A 17934-nucleotide genomic window follows, 5' to 3' on the forward strand; every position below is an offset into this window, starting at 1 on the left:
CCTCGTGCTCAGGCGATCGAGGCGGTGATCTGCTCTGCCTGGGCCGCAAGGTCTTGGAGGTAGGCGTCGGCGTCATCCGGGGACTGCTGCGCCGGGTCGATCCAGCAGAAGGCCGAGATGGTGAGGCGGCCGGTCACGAAGGTGATCTGGCGCTTCTGCTGGTCCTCGCCCTCCCCCTGCACGTACAGGAAACCCGACTCCCCGGCGCCGTCGAAGTCGCTGACGGCGTCGGCCTGCTCGGTCCACCATGCCTTCTCGTCGAGCCAGTACTGGGCGGCCGAGTCGGCGTCGGTCCAGGCGTCGACGGCCAGGCCCGCGCCGTCCGCGCCCTCGTGGTACCACGTGCAGGTGAGGTTGCCGATGCCGCCGGAGGTGTAGCCGTCCGATTCGGACGAACCCGGTTCGGTCCCGAACAGGGGCGCGTACCCGTCGGTGTCGAACTCCGCGCAGGTCTCGTCGGCGAGCACCTCGGCTCCCGAGCCGCTTCCGGCGGGGTTCACCTGCCACACGACGACCAGGATGGCGGTGAGCGCGATCGCGACGACGGCGACCACCGCGGCGCCGCCAGCCCAAAGGCGCCGGTGCGGCTGCGGCGGTGGGGGAAGCGGCGACTGGGCGTTCCAGGCGGTTCTGGTCGGCGGCATCATGCGAGGTTCCCTACTGTCGTCGCGGCGGGCGCCGGGCCTCGGTCGGTGGCGGGGTCGCGGCCGATCCTCGCGTGCAGGCCGATCGCGAGCCCGGCCGCGGCGCCGACCGCCCCGCACGCGGCGACGGCGATCGCGGGCGACAGGGCCGAGGCGAGGAGCCCGGCCAGCGCCATGCCGAGCCCCTGGGCGGTCTGGAGCCCGGCCGCGGCGAAGCCGATCGCCCTGCCTCGCATGCCGTCGGGCACGGATTCGATGAATGAGGTCTGGGCGAGGACCATGTAAGAGCCGAACAGGCCCGAGAGCGCCCACAGCGCCACCGTCACCGGCAGGCTCGGCGCGGTGAGAGTGAGGACCAGGGGGACGCCGGTGGCGACGGTGAGCGGCACGGTGAGGCGGCGGCGGGCGGTCGGGCCGAGGCGGGCGACCAGGAGCATGCCGACGGCGGCGCCGATGACGTCGGCGGCCATGAGCCAGCCGACGGCGGCCTGCCCGGCGCCGATCTGCGCGGCGTAGGGCGCCGCGAGCGCCTCGGGGACGACGAAGCACCCGAACAGCCAGGTGAGCGCGGCGAGCCCGAGGAGGCGGCGGTCGCCGGCGACGTAGCGGATGCCCGCGAGGGCGAAGCCGCTGCGGGTCCGCTCTTCGGCGACGCCGTCGTGGTCGGGCAGGTGGGGCCCGAGCCCGGTCCGGAGCATGAGCGCGGACAGCGCGAACGTCAGGGTGTTGACGGCGATCGCGAGGTGGGGGCTGCCGGTGGCGGCGACGAGGGCGCCGCCGAGGGTGAAGCCGAGGATCTGCGCGATGTTGTCGGTGCCGCTCATGATCGCTTGGCCGACGGGGAAGAGCCGCCCCGGGAGGACTTGCGGGGTGGTGGCGGTGCGGGCGGCGGAGAACAGCGGCTGCGGGCAGGTGACGAGGAGGACGAGGAGCGCCAGGATCGGGAGGGGCACTGCGGGGATGATCATGAGGGCGCTGAGGGCGGCACGGATGAGCTCGGTGACGGTCATGACGGTGCGCCGGGAGTGGCGGTCGGCGATCCCGGCGAGGAGCGGTGCGGTGATGAGCGGCGGCAGGAGCGACATGGCGTAGACGAGCGCGGTGACCGCCGCGGACCCGGTGCGGTCGAAGACCAGGAGCGCGAGGGCGACGCGCGCGAACTGGTCTCCCATGCGGGACTGGAGCTGGGCGAGCCACAGGACGCGGAACTCGCCGACGGCGAGCACGTCGCGGTACCGCGCGGTTCGCTCGGGCATGGGCTTCCTCGGTTTCGGTGTCGCAGCAGGGGGGCTGGGGCCGGCCGTGTCCGGCCCCAGCGCATGGACTCGCGGCCTGGTCAGTGCCAGTCGTTGTCGCGGCGGTATTCGCGGTCGCGCATCGCAATCTCCTTTCCTGCGGCGGAGCGGCCGGGAGGCGTCCCGGGCGCTCGGCCGCAGCCCATTGAACTGAGTGGAGGGCCGAAGGGGAAGGACTCGTTGGAATCCGTTGCAATCGGCGGGAGGCGGGCGCTCGGGGCCGCGCGGCCGCGGGGTCACGGTTCGGTGTCGCAGGGGGTGCGCGGCTGGCGGGGGGTCAGAGGTCGGCGAGCACGAACGGCGCCGCGGCGTCGATGAGCGCGTCGGCGTCCCAGGGGCGCAGCACCCCGGCGGGCTCGTTGTCCTCCGCGGGCCACAACTTGACCCATTGCGGGCACGGCGCGTCGCCTCCGTCGTCGCTTTCGACGTCGAATTCGCCGATCGACCTGCCGCTGGCGGTCTCGCGGACCTCGAACGTGTAAGCGGCGGGGAACAGGTCGAGCACGATGTGGATGTAGTCGCAGCGCATGGTCGGCTCGGTGCCGGTCCGCCTGATCTCGGTCAGGCAGATCACCAGTTGCGACCGCTCGACGTCGGGAAACCCCAACTCGGCGACCGGGGCGAGCCACTCCTCGGGGAAATCGTCCGAGTACAGCCTCTGAGAGGTGTCGGTGGGGTGCTCGGGGTCATGCGAGGCCACGATCGGGTGGGGACCGGGGCCGTCGTACCTCGGTGCAGCTGTGGTGGGGTAGCCCGCGTTGCCGCACGGACTCAGGTAGTACTCGGGGATCCGGTCGGTCGAATAGAGGTCCTCCTCCTCGCCTTGCCGCGCGCCGGTCGCAGTGCTCGCCGTGGTGCAGGCGGCGAGGGCCAGGATGATCACGAGCGCGCCGGTCGCGATGAGCGCGATGTCGCCGCGCAGGACGTGCCGGTGCAGCCCGGGTTCGGGATCGGCGCTGCCGAGACCGAGCCGCGGGGAGAGCAGGCCGCGCCGTTCGATGAAGGAGGCCGCCGCGGGCCCGACGTGCTCGATCGTCACCGATTCGCCCCGTTCGAGCGAACGCACCGCGCGTTTCGCCGTCTGCCGCAGCATGAATCCGAATGCGAGCAGGACGGAGGCGGCGAGCCAGTACGCCTCGCCCGTGATGGAGTAGGCCAGCAGGACGAGATAGGCGGCGAGACCGGCGCACGCGCCGGCCGTGCCGCCCCAGAAGCACAGCAGCCAGGTCGACCGCCGACGCGACGGCTTGCGCAGGGGCATGTCACGGGTCCTCTCTCCAGACCATTGCACCCTCCCCTCCGCGGCGGTGGACGGCAAGCCGCCGTTGGAATCCGCTGGAACGCGATGCAAGAGCGCACCGCGGCGGGGCTGCGGTGGCGGGCCTTTCGTACGATGCGGCGGAAATCGTCTCGGGGAATGGAGTTCATCGGTGGGTGACGACGGCCGGTCCTGGCATTGGCACGAATACCCGGTCGGTCTGGGCGGCGAGGTCGCACGCACCGGTGTCCGCACCCTGGTCGCATTCCTCATCGGTCTGGCCTCCGCCTTCGTCCTGATGATGATCGGCGGCATCCTCGCCGAGGAGCACCTGTTCAACGACCCTGGACTCGAACACGCCATCGACGACCTCTCACGTATGAGCGCCGGCATGATCATGGCGTTCGCCCTGGCCGCATGGGCCGCGTTCGCGCTGGCGACCTTTCTACGGGAGCTGACCACCTCCAGGGCGCTCGTCAAAGCCGCCGCCCGCGGCGCGTCCCGGTACGAGGTCCCCTCGCCCGAGCAGATCGTCGCCGTGACTCGCGAACCGGCGACGCAGCTGACGATCTTCGGGTGGGGCAACGCGGCCATGGCCGGAATCCTCGGGATCATCGGCCTCGGCATCGCGGTCGCCGAGGGCGACAGCTCCGACGACGTGCTCCTCTTCTGGCTCCTCATCGGCTACGCCGCGCTCATGGCCCTGCTCGGCTTCGCCGGGCCCAAATGGCTCACGCCCGCGCACGAGCGGCGCCAGGCCCTGATCGCCGCGAACTGGAGCTCCAGCGACGAGGCGGCCGCCTGGAAGCGGTCGTTCCGGTCGCCGGGCAAGCAGCGGCTGCTCTACGTGACGCCCGCGGAGCGGCTCCTCTTCGCCGCCGCCGTGCTGCTCGTCCTGGGATTCGTGGCGCTCCAGGCGTCGGTGACGATGCGCTGCGGCACCGCCCCCAGACCCGGCGCCCAGTGCGACGAGGTCACCTACAACTCCTTCATCGAGCGCCTCCTCGCCGGGGGCCTGGTGGTCTTCGCGGTCCTGCTGCCGCTGGCCGCGCTCCTCGCGGTCGCCGGCGTCCTCGTCGACTGGCGGCGGCGCCGGGCCGAGCGCGCCGAGCTGCTCGCGAAGCTCGCCGAACCGCGCGCGGGCCGCCCGGCCGAGGACCTGCTCGCCCACCACGCCCAGCGGCGCATGCACCCGCTGGCACTGGTCGGCGCGGCGCTGTCGGGGGTCGGCCTGGTGTTCGGCGTGTCCGCGTACATGGTCGGCGAAGGCAAGGGCCTGGGCTCGGAGGACGTCTTCGCCGTGTACCGCGAGGAGTCGCTCCTGGTGGTGGCCGTCTCGGCGGGCCTGTTCGCCGCCGCACTGGTGGGCAACGGCATCGCGAACGTGCGCGGCCGGGAGCTTCGCAACGAGCTGATGCGCCGCTGGCCTACCCGGCCCGCGTGGTCGGCAGGCGAGGACGGTCAGGTGCTGCGCGCCAAGCGGGGCCCGGCGCTCCACGGCCCCCGCTACGTCAAGGTCGGCAAGAACGCCGGCTCGAACTGAAAGAGAGGGGACGCATGATCCACCAGGAGCCCCGGCTGTGGGCCGCGCTGGAGTCTGCACAGGCGGTGGAGGACTTCGAGATACAGCAGGCGCAGCTGGAGGACGTCGTCAGCGGTGCCGAGGCCGGGGGGTTCGCCCGGCTCGCCTTCGTCGCCCGGCATGCGCTTGCGAACGCCTACTGCGTCGGGCGGCAATGGGACCGGGCCTTTCCGCTGTTCGCCCGCTGCCTCGCCGAGCACGACGACCGCAGGCACGAGTTCGGCCCGGCCGAAGAGGCGGCGCTGCGTTCCTGGTACTGCTGGATCATCCGGTCGATGGCCGAGTTCCCGGTCTTCAGCCTGACCCAGATCTATGCCGCGCTCGACGACGTCGAAGGGCGCTTCTGGGCGGCGGGCGCGAACCTCGCGGAGGTGTACGCGACGCGCCGCGCCGTCGCGCACATCGCCGCCGACCGGGAGCAGGAGCAGCAGTACTTCCGGCAGTGGACCGCCGCGGGCGGACCGGACCCGGCGCGCATGTGGGACCTCGCGGTGCACGTCGACCGGCTCGTCGACCGCGGCGACGACGCGGCGGCGCACGCACTGGCCGCCCCGGTGCTGTCCGGCGCGCGGATCCTCGACGAGCCCCCGGTGCCGGTGCACATCGACATGCTCCTCCCCCTGGCGCGCCTGGGCCTGCACGCCGAGGCCCGGCGGTCCTTCCGGCTCGCCCGCCGCGGCATCACCCGCGAGGTGTACCGCTACGAGTACAGCGGCAAGCTCATCGAGTTCTGCGCGCTCACCGGGAACCTCGACGCGGGCCTCGAAACGCTCAGCAGGATGATGTGGGGCTTCCCGACCCTGAACCGCCCCACCGGAACGATGGACTTCGCCGCCGCCACGGCGGTGCTGATGCAGCAGATGGTCGACGCCGGCCGCGGCGACGAGCCCATCGGCTGGGCGCAACAGGGCGACGACGAGTACGTCGACGCCGCGCAGTTGCTCGAACGGATGCGCCGCATCGCGCTCGACCTCGCGGCCCGGTTCGACGCGCGCAACGGCACCGCGTCCCAAGGCGACCGGGTCCGCGCCCGCCTCGCCGCGCGACCGGTCGCCGACGTCAGGATGAGCGCCGCGAGCCACCGGTTCACCCACGGCATTCCCGAGGGACTGCCGCCCGAGGAGATCCTGTCCCGCGCCGAGCGGCACCTCGACCGCGACCAGCGCACCTCCGTCGGCGACCACCTCCTGGCGCTCGCGGAGCCGCCCGCGCACCTGGCCGCCCGCCGCGCGCATCTGGAGGCGCTGCTGCGCGGCGGACCGGACAAGGGGACCGCATTGCACGAGGCGGCCGTGCGGTACCAGGACGACGAGGACTGGGTCCGCTTCGCGCTCTGCATGTGCGACACCGCGATGTGGATGGCCGACAACGGAAGGCTCGACGACGCCGTACCGCTCGTGACCCAGATGCGCGACCTGCTGCGCAAACTGCCCGACCAGGGCGCGATCGCGCGCGCCGAGTTCGCGTACGCCAACGTCATGACGGGGCTGGAGCCGGACGAGGTCGACCGCGCGCTGGCCCGCGCCGCCGCGGACGCCGCCGAATCCGGCGACCCCTATGTCGTCGCCCTCGTCGCGGGCCACCGGGTGCACCTCGCGGTGAAGCAGGGGCTGCCGTCCGAGCAGGTCATCGCGCTGGCCGCGACGATGCGCGACGCCGCATTGGACGCGGACTGGCCCGCCCAGGCGGTCCACGCGTTCTCCTGCCTTGAGGCGGCCCATGCCAAGGCGGGCACCGCGGCCGCGTACCGCCGCGAAGTCGACGAGCGGATCGCCGGGTTCTCTGCTGGCACACCGCGTGTGGTGCGGGCGGGCTACGGCTTCGCGCAGGCCCGGGGCCTGCTCGCCGAGGGCCGGGAAGCCGAGGCCGTCCCCGCGCTGGAGGAGCTGATCGCCGTGGAGCGCTACAGCGGCGTGCCCGCCGTGCACTGGCACTGGCTCGCCAAGGCGTACTTCGCCGCGGGCCGCCTCGACGACGCGGCCGACGCCGCGGAGGTCAAGGCCGACCTCCTCGACGACCTGCGCGAACGCGGCAACCTCGAAGACCCAGCGGTAGCCGACGAGAACCGGAAGCTGCTCATCGAGTGCTGCCGGCTCCTCGGCGACCGCGACGGCGCCCTGGAGCACCTGGAGACCCTGAGCCGCAACGCCCACAAGCGGAACGACGCGAACCTCCAGGACTACGCGCGGACCCGGATCGACCAGATCCGCCAGCGCGTCTGACGGCCCGCCGCCTCCGCGGAGGAGGACGGCGGACCGCCCTCGGGCGGCTCCGTCCAGGTCCCGGAGGACTCACCGGGCGGGGCGGAGGCGCTAGAGGACACCGTCCTCGTCCGCGCCTCCGTCCCCGCCCGCTGAACCCGCCGATTAGGTGGCCGTCCCGACGTGCCTGCGGGGCAACGGAATCAAGCGGTCCGGCGCCGGGCGGCCCGCAGCAGGACGCCGCCCAGGAGCGCCGCCGCGGCGGCGAGCGCCGCGGTGGCGGCGACCTTGCCGCCGGTGCTCGGCAGCGCGGACGGGCAGCCCCCCGGTCCGGCGCCCGGGCCGTCGTCACCGGAGTCGTCGCCGCCTGAGTCGCAGACTCCGTAGGTGTTGGCGACGGTCACGGACCCGACCTCGCCCGCGGTGACGGTCGCGGTCCCGGGCTCGATCTCGGTCGCGATCGATCGGACTTCGCTGTTGCTCCCGTCCTCGATCTCGGCGACCGTGCACTCGCTGCCTGCCGGAATGCCGCCGACGCGCTGCACGTGGTCGCCGGCGGGCGCGGCGGCGGGGACGGTCAGGGTGTGCTCCTGGTCGAGTTCACCGGCGGGATCGGTGCAGGACAGGCGGATCAGGATCTCGTCCTGGCGGCCCGCGCCGGGCCCGTCGATGCGCTTGGTGACCTCCAGGCCGCCCGCGCTGTAGGGCGTGAGCTCGGCGCCGGCGCGGGAGACGAGTTCGGCGCTCTGGGCGAGGATGAGCTTCTGAGCCTCGTCGCGGTCGGGGTTGGAGCCGTCGTAGAGGTAGACGGTGCCGACCAGGTGCTCGGCGACCCGGTCGAGGATGAACGCGTGCTCGTCCTCGCCCGCGACGAGGCGGGCCCACAGCTTCGAGCCGGGTGCGACCGTGTCGCCGTCGGCGAGCGCGCCGGCGCCGTCGGGGTCGGTGAAGACCTCGACGCCGACGGTTCTGAGCGTGGCGGGGCCGTCGCCGATGACGGTGAAGGGGCCGACGATCTCGCCGGTGTCCGGGGCGGGCATGGTCGTCGGCGAGACCGCGAGCTCGGGCCCGTCGGGTTCGGCGGCGGGGCCGCCGGCGAGGGCGTCGGCGACGATGCCCGCGGTGAGCGAGCCGACGGTGGTCGCGGCGTTGAGGACGAACCGGTCGGTGAAGAACCAGATCGCGGCCTGCACGGCCGCGGCGCGCTGCGCGGCGCTCGCGGCCGCGGCGGGCTCGCCGGTGGTCGGGTAGTAGTTCAGGAGGATGTACTCGACGTAGCCGAGGTTCGGCACGTTCGCCTCCGACCACTCCCCGTGCACATAGTGGACGCCCGCTTCGGTGTCGGTGTTGAGGTCGATGCAGTAGGCCAGGGCGTCCCGCCCGGTCTGGGGGTCCTCGATTTCGAGCGTGCCGGCGTAGGAGACCGCGTGCGCGACCGATCCGGCGGGCACGGTGGTCGGGTAGCCGTCGAGCGGGTCGAGGTCGTCGGGTGCGTCGAAGCCCGACAGGGACGTGCCGTCGCCGATGTCGACCAGGGTCGTCTCGGTGAACAGGCCCGCCGGATCGGTGAGTCGGGGGCCGGTCTGCATGGCCGCGAGCGCCGCCGAACCGGTCCCGAGCGTCGCGAGGGCGACGGCGGCCGTGGCCGCCAGCGCGATCGCGCCTAGGCGCGAGAGGTGGGCGTGTCTGTTCATCGTGCTCCTTCGTTCGGAGGGCCGTCGGACGCCCCGGCGCGAGGCCGCGCCGGGGCCGTGGCGAACCTTAAGCGCGCGCGACGCCTCGATTGCGGTTCTCGGGGCGAGTCGCCGCGGCCCCGGCCGAGCCCGGCGGCCACGGGTCGACCTTGAGTGCGAAACGCCGTCCTCCTTGGCACCCGAATGCCGCGGCCCTGTCCCCTCCAGGTGACACTCGATTGAGGACGGTCAACGGGTGCGCTTCCCGCGCAACGGGAGTCCGAAGGCCGTCCGCGGCGGGGCGCGGGTCCCCGCCTTCGCGTCGACAGCGGGGGTCGCCCGGTTTCGCTACGCTTGCAAGATGGCCGAGAACCCTCCCTCGGATGAGTGGAAGAAGGTGACCGCCCTCGTCGTGGGCGGCGCCTTCGTGCTGGGCGTGGTCGTGGACGCGACCACGGCGCTCGGCTGGATCGGCGTGGGCCCGGATGCGGACAAGCCGACCGGCGGTGCGGAGACGGCGACGACCGGCGACTACGGTTACGCGACGCAGGACTACGACCCCGACGAGGTCTACACCGAAGAGGAGTGGACCGAGCAGGAGTGGACCGAGGAGGACACCTGGGAGGACGCCTCGGGCTGGGTCGAGGAGTCCGCGGGCCTGACGATGACCCTGAGCACGGACTTCGACGGCGACGGAGCCTGCCTGCGCTACCTCTACGACTTCGACGATCTCTCGTACAGCCCGGAGGTCTGGTACGAGACGACCACCGACCTCTCGACCACGGCCGGCTACGTCGACCTGGTCTGGGACCCTTGCGACATCGACCCCGACAGCCAGGTCACCGGCACCAGCTACCTGTACAACTCCGGCGGTGACTGGGGCACCTTCTACGACGCGGGCGCGAATCCGAGCGCAGGCGACTGCGACTCCGCGGTGGTCGCGTCCCAGACCGGCATGAGCTGGTCCCTCGACCCGTGGGCGCCGAGCGCGGCGCCGTTCGTGGAGACGATGGTGTTGTGCACCAAGACCACGGAGGGTCGGATCGTCCTGGTCACGGTCGACTCGGTGGTCCCGGAGGACGGCGACTCCTGGTTCAGCGCCTCGATGAGCGCGACGACCTACACCTGGGTCTAGCGCGCCGGCGGCGCTCCCCCGCGCGTCATTTGACGGCGCCCGCGGTCAGGCCCGCGATGACGTGGCGCTGGAGGAGGAGGAACAGGAGGACCGGGACGAGCATGACGAGCGTCGCGCCGGTGACCGCGCCGGTGACGTTGAAGCCGAACTGGGATTTGAACCCGGCGAGGGCGAGCTGCACGTTCTGGTTCTCCTGCGACACGAGCAGGAGGTTGGCGAAGAAGAACTCGTTCCAGATGTTCACGAAGGCCACCACGGAGACGGTGGCGAGCGCGGGCCGGGTCAGCGGCAGGACCACGCGGAACATCGTGGTGAAGTAGCCCGCGCCGTCCATCATGGCCGCCTCCTCCAGCTCCGGCGGCGTCGAGACGAGGAAGGCGCGCAGGACCACGAAGGTGAACGGGAACTGCAGCGCCGCATAGAAGACCACCATGCCGATCCGGGAGTCGAACAGGCCCAGTTCGCGCACGACGAAGAACACCGGGGTGGCGAGGCCGACCAGCGGGAGGGCCAGCGCCAGGGAGAACAGCGCGACGAGCGCGTTGCGGCCCGCGAAGGCGTACCGGGCCAGGGGGTACGCGGCGAGGTAGGCGGCGGTGAGGGCCCCGAGGGTGCCGAAGACGGCGTAGATCAGCGTGTTGAGGAGGTAGCGGTGAAGGTGGATCTGGGTGAAGACGTCGGTGAAGCCCTGGAGGGTGAACGGGTCGGGCCACAGGCCCTCGCCGGTGAAGATCTGGTTGCCGGTCTTGAAGCTGGAGAGCATGACCCAGGCGGTGGGCGCGAGCGCGAGGAGCGCGACGGCGGCGAGGAACCCGTAGACCGGGATCCAGGTCCACAGCGGACGGCGGGTGGTGGCGGCGGCGGTCATGTGCGCTCTCCGATGCGGAAGACCCGGCGGACCGAGACGATCAGGACCAGGCCGATCGCGATGATGACGGTGCCGACGGCGTTGGCGTAGCCCCATTCGCCGGTGAGGTAGGCGCGGTAGGCGTAGAGGGCGAGGGTGGCGGTGGCGTCGTCGGGGCCGCCCGCGGTGAGGATGAAGACGAGGTCGAACATGCCGATGTCGACCAGGAGCCGCAGGAGGATCGCGGTGCCGATAACGTTGCGCAGCAACGGCAGTGTGATGCGGGTGAGCTGCTGCCAGGTGGAGGCGCCGTCGACGGTGGCGGCCTCGTAGACCTCCTTGGGAATCGAGGTGATCTCGGCCATGACGAGGACCACGGTGAAGCCGATGACGAGCACGAAGGTGCCCGCGACGGCCCATCTGGCGGTGGCGCTGTCGAAGAGCCAGTCGCGGTCGCCGCGCACGCCGAGCGCGGCGAGCGCGTTGTTCAGCAGCCCGGAACGGGGGTTGTAGAACATGGAGAAGATGACGGCGTAGGCGGCACCGGAGATCACGAACGGGATGAAGACGACCGTGCGGATCGCCTTCCACCCGGGGGGCCGGAGCGCGAGGACCATGCCGACGGCGACGCCGAGCGGGACCTGGACGAGGACCGACGCGGCGGCGTAGAACACGGTGTTGCCGAGAGCCTTGAAGAAGACGGGGTCGTCGAGGAGCGCCCGGTAGTTGGCGAGGCCGGTCCAGTCGAGCCGGAGGCCGCTCCAGTCGGCGAAGGCGGTGGCGACCATGACCGCGAACGGCACCAGGAAGAACGTGCCGAACAGGGCGAGGCCGGGCAGGAGCGAGAGGGCGACGGCGCGGCGCATGCCGCGCGGGATGCCGCCCGCGCGGCGGGCGGTCCGCCGCCGCGGTGCGGCCCCGCGCTCGGGCGGGGCCGCGCCGCCGGGTCCGGCGCCGAGGATCTGGGGCCGGGGGATCGTGGGCGTGCTCATCGTCAGCCGCCGAGGCCGGTCGCCGCGGCGTCGTCGGCGAGGCGCTGGAGGAATTCGCCGGTGTCCATGTCGCCCTCGACGTACGCGGGCCACAGGTTCTTCCAGGCGGCGCTGAAGCCGGCCGGGCCGTGGACGCGGGCGTGCGGGTAGGTGTAGGCGAGGTCGGCGGCCTGTTCGACGAGGCCGGTGGCGAGGGGCTCCAGGCCCGCGTCGGCGGCGGCGGCGGGGTCGACGTCGACGGGCGGGTTGGCGCCGGTGGCGGCGGCCTGCGCGAGGACCTCGTCCTGTGAGGAGACGAAGCGGGCGAAGGCGTGGACGGCTTCGAGTTCGCGGTCCTCGACCGCGCCGGAGACCCAGCCGGCGCCGGAGACGACGATCGCGCCGCGTTCGCCTGCGGCCCAGCCGGGTGCGGGCGCGTAGCCGGTCTTCTCGTAGAGGCCGGGGGCGGCCGCGTCGGTGGTGAGGTTGGTGGCGACGAACCAGGGGCCGTTGGAGACCATGGCGGCGTCCTCGGTGAGGTAGGCGGCGGCCGCGTTCTGGAAGTCCCCGGAGAACGCGTCGGCGTTGACGTAGCCCGCTTCGTGCCAGGAGCGGAGGCGCTCGGTGGCGGCGACGACGGCGTCGTCGCTCCCCCAGTCGCCGTCCTCGATGCCCTCGTCGAGGAACGCGGCCCCGCCGGGGTGGGTGCCGATGAGGTGGACCCACATGAGCATCGTGGACCAGTCGCCGTCCATGGCGATCGCGGTCTTGCCTTCGCTCTCGAGCACGGCCGCAAGCGACTCGAATTCGTCCCATGTGGACGGGAACTCGTCGTATCCGGCGGCGGCGAGGAGGTCGGCGTTGTAGTAGATCCCGATGGCGTCGCGCTGCTGCGGGATGGCCCAGACCTCGCCGCCGCCGCCGGTGAGGGCGTCGAAGGCGTGGTCCTGGAACGTGCCGGCCCAGTCGGGGTCGGCGTCGAGGGCGGGCGCGAAGTCGTGGAGCCTGCCGGTCTCCTGGAGGGCCTTGATCTCGCCGGAGTTGAGCTGGAACAGGTCGGGGAGGTCGTCGGCGAGGGCGAGCCGCTGGTAGTACTGGAGGCGGTCGTCGCTCGACCCGGCGTTGGCGTTCTCGATCGTCTCGATGCGGTACCGCCCGGCGAACTCCTCGTTGAACCGCTGCGCCGCTTCGTAGTTGTACTGGAGGAACGGGTCGGTGGGGCTCTCCTGGCAGGTGCCGCAGGTGATGACCACCTCCCCGGTGTCGCTCTCGGCGCCGCAGGCCGCGGCGGACGCCAGCAGGAGTGCCGCGGCGGCCGCGGCGGCGGTCGTGCTCGTCTTGGACATGGTGCCGTCTCCTTCGATGGGCATGCAGGGGTGGCGCGGTCAGTAGCCCGCGACGCGCGGCCAGTGCCGCTCGACGCCCGCGTCGTCGAGTTCGCGCTGGAAGTCGGCCAGGAGCGCCTCGTCGGCGCGGACCTGCCTGGGGGTGGCGCCGCGGGCGGCGCAGAAGGCGACGAGGTGCCCGACGACCTCGCCGATGTTCCACTCCACCAGCGGCATCCGGTAGGCGCCGTTGGTGATGTGGGTGGTGCCGATGTTCTTCGCGGCGGGCAGGAGGTTCTCGACGCGCACGGGCAGCAGCGCGCCGAGCGGCAGCTCGAACGGGCAGCAGCCGATGTCGATGTAGGGGTCGCCTCCGGTGGAGGGGTGGAGGTCGATGCGGTACATGCCGATGCCGACGCTGTCGGGGTGGGCGACGGCGCCCGCGTCCCCGCGCACGTCGAGCGAGAGCTCCTGCTCGACCACGGTGTGCTCGGCGCGGATGCGGCGGGACTCCCTGATGTACGCGGCCTTCGCGAGGCCGTCCTCGGTGTCGCCCAGGAGGTCGCCGCGCAGGCGCAGGCCGGGCCAGCCGGTGCCGCCGTCGGGCCGCGGGGCCTCGGTCTGGAGCCAGTACAGGAAGGACCGGCTCAGCTCACGCGCGGCGGCCAGGTGCGCGTCGGCCTCGGGGTGGTCGAATACGGGGCCGCCCCAGTAGTCCATCTGCGGCCAGTTCACGAGCGTGACGTCGCTGGGGTAGGCGCCGGGGAGGAAGTTCCCGCGGGCGGCGATGCGCCGGAACGTCCACAGGTTCCGGTCCATCGATCCGACCCGCTGGTCGGCGTAGTCGGGCCGCAGGTCGGCGGGGTCGCCGTCGGGGTTGGGGAGGAACATGTGCTGCACGGGGCGGCGGGTCTTGGGGTGCGGGGCGGTGAGGGAGAGCTGCCCGTCGGGCCAGTCGACGGCCCCGGCGGACTTGAACTTCTCGTAGGCGTCGGGCCGGTCGATGACGTGGTCCTCGCCGGGCCGATGGTCGAGCGCGAAGCACACCGACACCGGCTGCATGTTGAGCGGGTCGGCGGCCGCGGGGGCGTGCGGCTCGCCGGTCTCGGCCCGGGACTCCGCGCCGGCGACGTGCTCGACGCCCGCGAGCGGGAGGAGGTCGCCGGTCTCGGTGGCGTCGACGACCCACGGGGCGGCGATGACGCGGCGGGCGCCGGTGCGCCGGTCCTCGACGGTGACGGAGACGATGCGGTCGCCGTCGGTCTCCGCGGCGACGGGCGCGTGCTCCATGAGGACGCGCAGCCGCCCGGAGGCCCGCAGTGGGGCGATCATCGCTTCGAGGACGGCGAGGGTCACGCGCGGCTCGTGGCACAGGTCGGAGACCTTCGCGCCGCCGGGGTTGAAGGCGCGGCGGGTCCGGGCGGTCTCGGTCAGCGGGTAGTGGCGCCGGTAGTACTCGCGCACGCCCTCCCGGTAGGCCCGGTAGGTCGCGGTGCAGCCGAACCGCTCGATCCAGACGTGCTCGTCCGGGGGCACGGCCTGCGTGGTGAGGACGCCGCCGATCCAGTCGGTGGGCTCGGTGAGGGTGACGTGCAGGCCGCGGCGGGCGGCGGCGACGGCCGCCATGAGCCCGCCGACGCCGCCGCCGACCACGAGCAGGTGTGTCTCAGGTTCGCTCATGTGATCCATGACATCAGGATTCATCCTGTATTTACATGGCTGTAATATGCTGGTCTGTGTCTGAGATTGATGACGGCTTCCGAGCGCGGTTCGATGCGCAGTCGTTCGATGCGCAGTCGCGGCGGCTGCGCATGGCCGACGCGACCGCCCGCCAGCTCGTGCAGCCCGCCGGGTCGCGCATCGGCCCCCGCCTCCAGCAGGAGGTGCAGCTCATGCTGGTCCACGCCGGGTCGATGACCGTGCGCATCGACGGCGGCGAGCCCCGCACCGTCCCCGCCGGGCAGATCTGCCTGCTCCTGCCCGGCCACACCGAGCAGATCCGCTTCGACCCCCACGAGGACACCCGCGAGACCCTCGTCCGCGGCCGCATGGAGGGCGCCACCGACCGGATGCGCGCCTGGCTGACCTCCCTGCGCCCCACCAGGACCCTGTCGTCGGCGCTGACCTACCTGGCGCGCGAGGCCGTCGTCACCGAGCAGACCCGGCTCACCGCCGACGGGGCCCTGGTCGACGCGCTCGCCACGGCCCTGCTGTGGCGGTTCATCGCCGAGTTCCGGAACCTCCCGGCGGCCCTGCCGCAGCCCATCGAGGACGCCCGCATGTTCATCCACCGGCACCTCGACGAGCCGGTCACGCTCGCCGACATCGCGGCCGCCGCCGCGGTCACCCCCGGCCATCTCGTGCGGATGTTCAACGCCCACATGGACACCACCCCGGTGCGGTACCTGTGGGACCGCCGCATCTCCCTCGGCGTCGAGCTGCTGACCTCGACTGGGCTCCCGGTCGGCTCGATCGCCGTGCGCTGCGGCTTCAAGACGAGCTTCCACTTCGCGCGGAAGATCAAGGACGCCACGGGCCTGTCCCCCACCGAGCTGCGCACGTCCACCGCGCGCACCGCGCCCGAGGCGCTCACCGCCGCAGACCGGACAGGCTGACGACCGCCACGCCCGCGACGACCGCGCCCGCGCCGCCCATCGCCACGTGCGGCCCGGCCGCCGTCGCCGCCCAGCCGCCGAGCACGCCGCCGAGCGGGTAGCCGACGCCGTAGGCGGCCATCCGGGCGGCCGTGTTCACCCGCGACCGCAGCCGGTCCGGGGTGCTGAGCTGGCGCCACACGACCGCCGCGAGCACCACCGCGAGGTAGCCCAGGCCCCAGACCACGCTCGCGGCCACCGCCGCGGGTACGCCGACCGCGAACGCGCAGCCGACCGCTCCCGCCGCCGCGATCCACATGGCGCCGAACGCGACCGGCCGCTGCCCCGTGCGGCGGGCCAGCGCAGGCACTGCGGCAGTGGCCGCGAGCCCGCCGACCGCCCAGGCGGTGAACAGCAGCCCGGCGACCGAGCCGTCCCCGCCCGCGCCGAGCCGCTCCGCGGCCCACGGGACGGCCTGGGACACGAACACGCCCTGGCTGACCGCCACGGCGACGCCGAGCGCGATGGTGGACCGGACCGGCCGGTGCGCGAGCAGCCAGCGCGCCCCGTCCGCGATGTCGCGGTACAGGCCCGACGAGGGCCCCTCGGCCCGCTCCGCGCCCGGCAGGCCCGCCGCGGCGTAGCAGGCGAGGGCCAGCGCCGAGGCGGCCGCGCCCGCGGCGATCGCGTACGGGACCGGCAGCAGGGCGAGCGCGGCGCCGACGAGGCTCGGCCCGACCATCTCGACGACGGTGCTCGTCGCGAACAGCAGGGCGGTCGTCTCGGCGAGCCGGCCGGGAGGCGCGAGGGCCGGGACGAGGCCGAAGTTCGCGGCGTCGGCGAACACGAACGCGGTGCGCGCCACTGCGACCGCGGCGACGACCAGGAGCGGCGGGACGGGGCCGAAGAGGGCCGCGGCGGGGATCGCGGCGAGCGCGAGCGCGGTGGCGAGCTCGGCGGCGCGCAGGAGCGCGGCCCGGTCGCAGCGGTCGGCGACGGCGCCCGCGACCGGGCCGAGGATCAGGTACGGCAGGCCCTGGACGGCGACGAGCGCGGAGACCCACAGGGGCGAGCCGGTCTGCTGGTACAGGAGGACGGGGGTGGCGACCAGGGCCGCGGAGGCGGCGGCGAGGGAGAGGACCCTGCCGTACCAGTACCTCCGCAGCGCCCGGTCGCGCAGGAGCCGGAGCGCGTCCGACACGGGCTCAGGCGCCCGGGACCGGGTCGACCGGGACGCCGAGGCCCGGGTTGACCGCCTCCCTGGGGTGGACGAGGCCGAGGCTCCGTCCGATCTGGAGGACCCGCTCGGAGAACTCCAGGTTCGCCTCGCGGGCCTGGTCGAGCGCTTCGGGGGCCGGGCGGGCGTGCTCGACGGCGATGAGCCAGTCGGCCTGGCTCGCGTACGAGATCGGCCACCGGAAGCCGTGGAAGCGGGTCGAGTTGGGCTCCACGGCGACCGCGCCGCGGCCGAGCAGGAGCGCCCAGTACAGGGCGTGGTAGGAGTTCGACACGACGACCTTGGCGGCGGCGAGGCGCGCGAGGGTGCCGCGGAGGTCCTCGGTGTTGTTGGTGAGGTGCTCGAAGTCGCGTCCGGCGGCGCGGGCCTGCGCGGTGTCGATGCCGCGCTCGTAGTGGTTGAGGACCACGAACTCGTGCTCGGGCTCGATGTCCCGCAGCTCGTCGAAGACCGGGAGCATGGCGCTGGCGCACGGGACCCACGGCAGGCCCGCGTCCCAGTCGCGGACGCCGACGGCGTCGGCGCGGGCGAGCCACTCGGGCCAGAGCCGGGTGACGCCGTCCTTGAGGACGCGCCTGCGCCAGCCGGAGGTCGGGTCGCGGTGGACGCCGGCCTGGACGTTGTGGCCGATGCCCCACAGCGCCACGGCCGCGGGGCGCTGCTCGAAGATGGACTCCACGCAGGACTCGAAGCGGCCGGGGCCGACGAGTCCGCTCCCGCCGACGACGACGAGCTTGCCCTGGAGCGGGGAGTGCTTGCCCAGGCGCTGGAACGACGCGGCCTCGTAGAGGCTGATGGTCCCGCCGAGGCGCTGGACCCATTGGACGGTGCGGCCGGCGGCGGACCAGTGGTCGCCGACGTTGCGCATGTCGTTGCTCTCGCAGACCGCGACGACGTTCACGCGTTCGAGGAGCTCGGCGAGTTCGCGGTGGCTCCGTTCGGGAGCGGGTGTGGCGGCCGGGGGCGCCGCGCGTCCTGCGGCGGCCCGGTGGGTGTCGGTGGCGTCGGTTCCGTTGGCGCTTCGCGTGATCTGCACGGTGCGCTTCCCTTCTCGCATGGCTGGCGCGGTCCGGGCCCCCCTGCGGGACGCCGTTGTCGGAACCTTCACGGCCGCGGGGACCCGGATCTTGCTTCGAGCGTATGGCCGGGTGCGACGGGCCCGCTGTCCACTG

14 protein-coding genes are annotated in these 17934 nt (G+C 73.1%); 4 read left to right on the forward strand and 10 right to left on the reverse strand.

The features are described 5' to 3' along the window. Positions 1–8: 8 nt before the first annotated feature. The 3 genes from B0I28_RS18290 to B0I28_RS18300 all read right to left on the reverse strand — a co-directional run bounded on the left by B0I28_RS18290 (position 9) and on the right by B0I28_RS18300 (position 3200). On the reverse strand, positions 9–644 hold the full coding sequence (locus B0I28_RS18290; protein WP_146148156.1) for a hypothetical protein: 636 nt from the start codon (positions 642–644) through the stop codon (positions 9–11). Then, complete coding sequence (locus B0I28_RS18295) at positions 644–1900, reverse strand: MFS transporter (RefSeq protein WP_106365284.1); 1257 nt, start codon at positions 1898–1900, stop codon at positions 644–646. Before B0I28_RS18295 ends, B0I28_RS18290 begins: the two co-directional genes overlap by 1 nt. 316 nt (positions 1901–2216) lie before the next feature. Beyond that, positions 2217–3200 carry a hypothetical protein gene (locus B0I28_RS18300; protein WP_106365285.1) on the reverse strand — a complete coding sequence of 328 codons (984 nt, stop codon included), beginning with the start codon at positions 3198–3200 and terminating at the stop codon, positions 2217–2219. Between the two features lie 169 nt (positions 3201–3369). Here B0I28_RS18300 and B0I28_RS18305 point away from each other — a divergent pair, with 169 nt between their 5' ends. Together B0I28_RS18305 and B0I28_RS18310 are read left to right on the forward strand one after the other, a co-directional pair. Next, complete coding sequence (locus B0I28_RS18305) at positions 3370–4740, forward strand: hypothetical protein (RefSeq protein ID WP_106365286.1); 1371 nt, start codon at positions 3370–3372, stop codon at positions 4738–4740. A 14-nt stretch (positions 4741–4754) separates the two neighbouring features. After that, positions 4755–7001, forward strand: coding sequence for a hypothetical protein (locus B0I28_RS18310; protein WP_106365287.1), 2247 nt, complete (start codon positions 4755–4757; stop codon positions 6999–7001). 182 nt (positions 7002–7183) lie between these two features. Here the strand turns inward: B0I28_RS18310 and B0I28_RS27345 are convergent, their stop codons facing one another. After that, positions 7184–8674, reverse strand: a complete 1491-nt coding sequence (locus tag B0I28_RS27345; protein WP_181245849.1) for a DUF5979 domain-containing protein — start codon at positions 8672–8674, stop codon at positions 7184–7186. Between the two features lie 340 nt (positions 8675–9014). On the opposite strand from B0I28_RS27345, the gene B0I28_RS18320 reads away from it, so the two are divergent. Continuing rightward, positions 9015–9788 carry a hypothetical protein gene (locus tag B0I28_RS18320; RefSeq protein ID WP_106365288.1) on the forward strand — a complete coding sequence of 258 codons (774 nt, stop codon included), beginning with the start codon at positions 9015–9017 and terminating at the stop codon, positions 9786–9788. Between the two features lie 25 nt (positions 9789–9813). Here the strand turns inward: B0I28_RS18320 and B0I28_RS18325 are convergent, their stop codons facing one another. Genes B0I28_RS18325 through B0I28_RS18340 form a run of 4 tightly spaced genes read right to left on the reverse strand, consistent with a single transcriptional unit; the run spans position 9814 to position 14611 of the window. After that, positions 9814–10656 carry a carbohydrate ABC transporter permease gene (locus tag B0I28_RS18325; protein ID WP_181245850.1) on the reverse strand — a complete coding sequence of 281 codons (843 nt, stop codon included), beginning with the start codon at positions 10654–10656 and terminating at the stop codon, positions 9814–9816. Then, positions 10653–11627 carry a carbohydrate ABC transporter permease gene (locus B0I28_RS18330; protein ID WP_106365290.1) on the reverse strand — a complete coding sequence of 325 codons (975 nt, stop codon included), beginning with the start codon at positions 11625–11627 and terminating at the stop codon, positions 10653–10655. Before B0I28_RS18330 ends, B0I28_RS18325 begins: the two co-directional genes overlap by 4 nt. Positions 11628–11629: 2 nt before the next feature. Continuing rightward, the gene (locus B0I28_RS18335; RefSeq protein WP_181245851.1) at positions 11630–12952 is read right to left on the reverse strand and encodes an ABC transporter substrate-binding protein; all 1323 of its coding nucleotides are present in this window, start codon (positions 12950–12952) and stop codon (positions 11630–11632) included. A gap of 39 nt (positions 12953–12991) precedes the next feature. Then, positions 12992–14611 carry an FAD-dependent oxidoreductase gene (locus B0I28_RS18340; protein WP_106365292.1) on the reverse strand — a complete coding sequence of 540 codons (1620 nt, stop codon included), beginning with the start codon at positions 14609–14611 and terminating at the stop codon, positions 12992–12994. Between the two features lie 56 nt (positions 14612–14667). On the opposite strand from B0I28_RS18340, the gene B0I28_RS18345 reads away from it, so the two are divergent. Continuing rightward, positions 14668–15546 carry a helix-turn-helix transcriptional regulator gene (locus tag B0I28_RS18345; protein ID WP_181245852.1) on the forward strand — a complete coding sequence of 293 codons (879 nt, stop codon included), beginning with the start codon at positions 14668–14670 and terminating at the stop codon, positions 15544–15546. Here B0I28_RS18345 and B0I28_RS18350 read toward each other — a convergent pair. Together B0I28_RS18350 and B0I28_RS18355 are read right to left on the reverse strand one after the other, a co-directional pair. Then, positions 15521–16726 (reverse strand): MFS transporter, encoded by a 1206-nt coding sequence (locus B0I28_RS18350; RefSeq protein ID WP_106365294.1) that lies wholly within the window; start codon positions 16724–16726, stop codon positions 15521–15523. The genes B0I28_RS18345 and B0I28_RS18350 overlap by 26 nt on opposite strands. A gap of 4 nt (positions 16727–16730) precedes the next feature. Further along, positions 16731–17798 (reverse strand): glycosyltransferase family protein, encoded by a 1068-nt coding sequence (locus B0I28_RS18355; protein WP_106365295.1) that lies wholly within the window; start codon positions 17796–17798, stop codon positions 16731–16733. Positions 17799–17934: the final 136 nt, after the last annotated feature.

This window comes from Glycomyces artemisiae, assembly GCF_003002955.1.
Taxonomy (GTDB): Bacteria; Actinomycetota; Actinomycetes; order Mycobacteriales; family Micromonosporaceae; genus Glycomyces; species Glycomyces artemisiae.

What these genes read in the sequence shown, in the direction of transcription:
- B0I28_RS27345 (WP_181245849.1), bottom strand. Translation starts at nt 8,674, where the DNA reads ATGAACAGACACGCCCACCTCTCGCGCCTAGGCGCGATCGCGCTGGCG.
- B0I28_RS18325 (WP_181245850.1), bottom strand. Translation starts at nt 10,656, where the DNA reads ATGACCGCCGCCGCCACCACCCGCCGTCCGCTGTGGACCTGGATCCCG.
- B0I28_RS18340 (WP_106365292.1), bottom strand. Translation starts at nt 14,611, where the DNA reads ATGAGCGAACCTGAGACACACCTGCTCGTGGTCGGCGGCGGCGTCGGC.
- B0I28_RS18320 (WP_106365288.1), top strand. Translation starts at nt 9,015, where the DNA reads ATGGCCGAGAACCCTCCCTCGGATGAGTGGAAGAAGGTGACCGCCCTC.
- B0I28_RS18300 (WP_106365285.1), bottom strand. Translation starts at nt 3,200, where the DNA reads ATGCCCCTGCGCAAGCCGTCGCGTCGGCGGTCGACCTGGCTGCTGTGC.
- B0I28_RS18290 (WP_146148156.1), bottom strand. Translation starts at nt 644, where the DNA reads ATGCCGCCGACCAGAACCGCCTGGAACGCCCAGTCGCCGCTTCCCCCA.
- B0I28_RS18295 (WP_106365284.1), bottom strand. Translation starts at nt 1,900, where the DNA reads ATGCCCGAGCGAACCGCGCGGTACCGCGACGTGCTCGCCGTCGGCGAG.
- B0I28_RS18310 (WP_106365287.1), top strand. Translation starts at nt 4,755, where the DNA reads ATGATCCACCAGGAGCCCCGGCTGTGGGCCGCGCTGGAGTCTGCACAG.
- B0I28_RS18330 (WP_106365290.1), bottom strand. Translation starts at nt 11,627, where the DNA reads ATGAGCACGCCCACGATCCCCCGGCCCCAGATCCTCGGCGCCGGACCC.
- B0I28_RS18335 (WP_181245851.1), bottom strand. Translation starts at nt 12,952, where the DNA reads ATGTCCAAGACGAGCACGACCGCCGCCGCGGCCGCCGCGGCACTCCTG.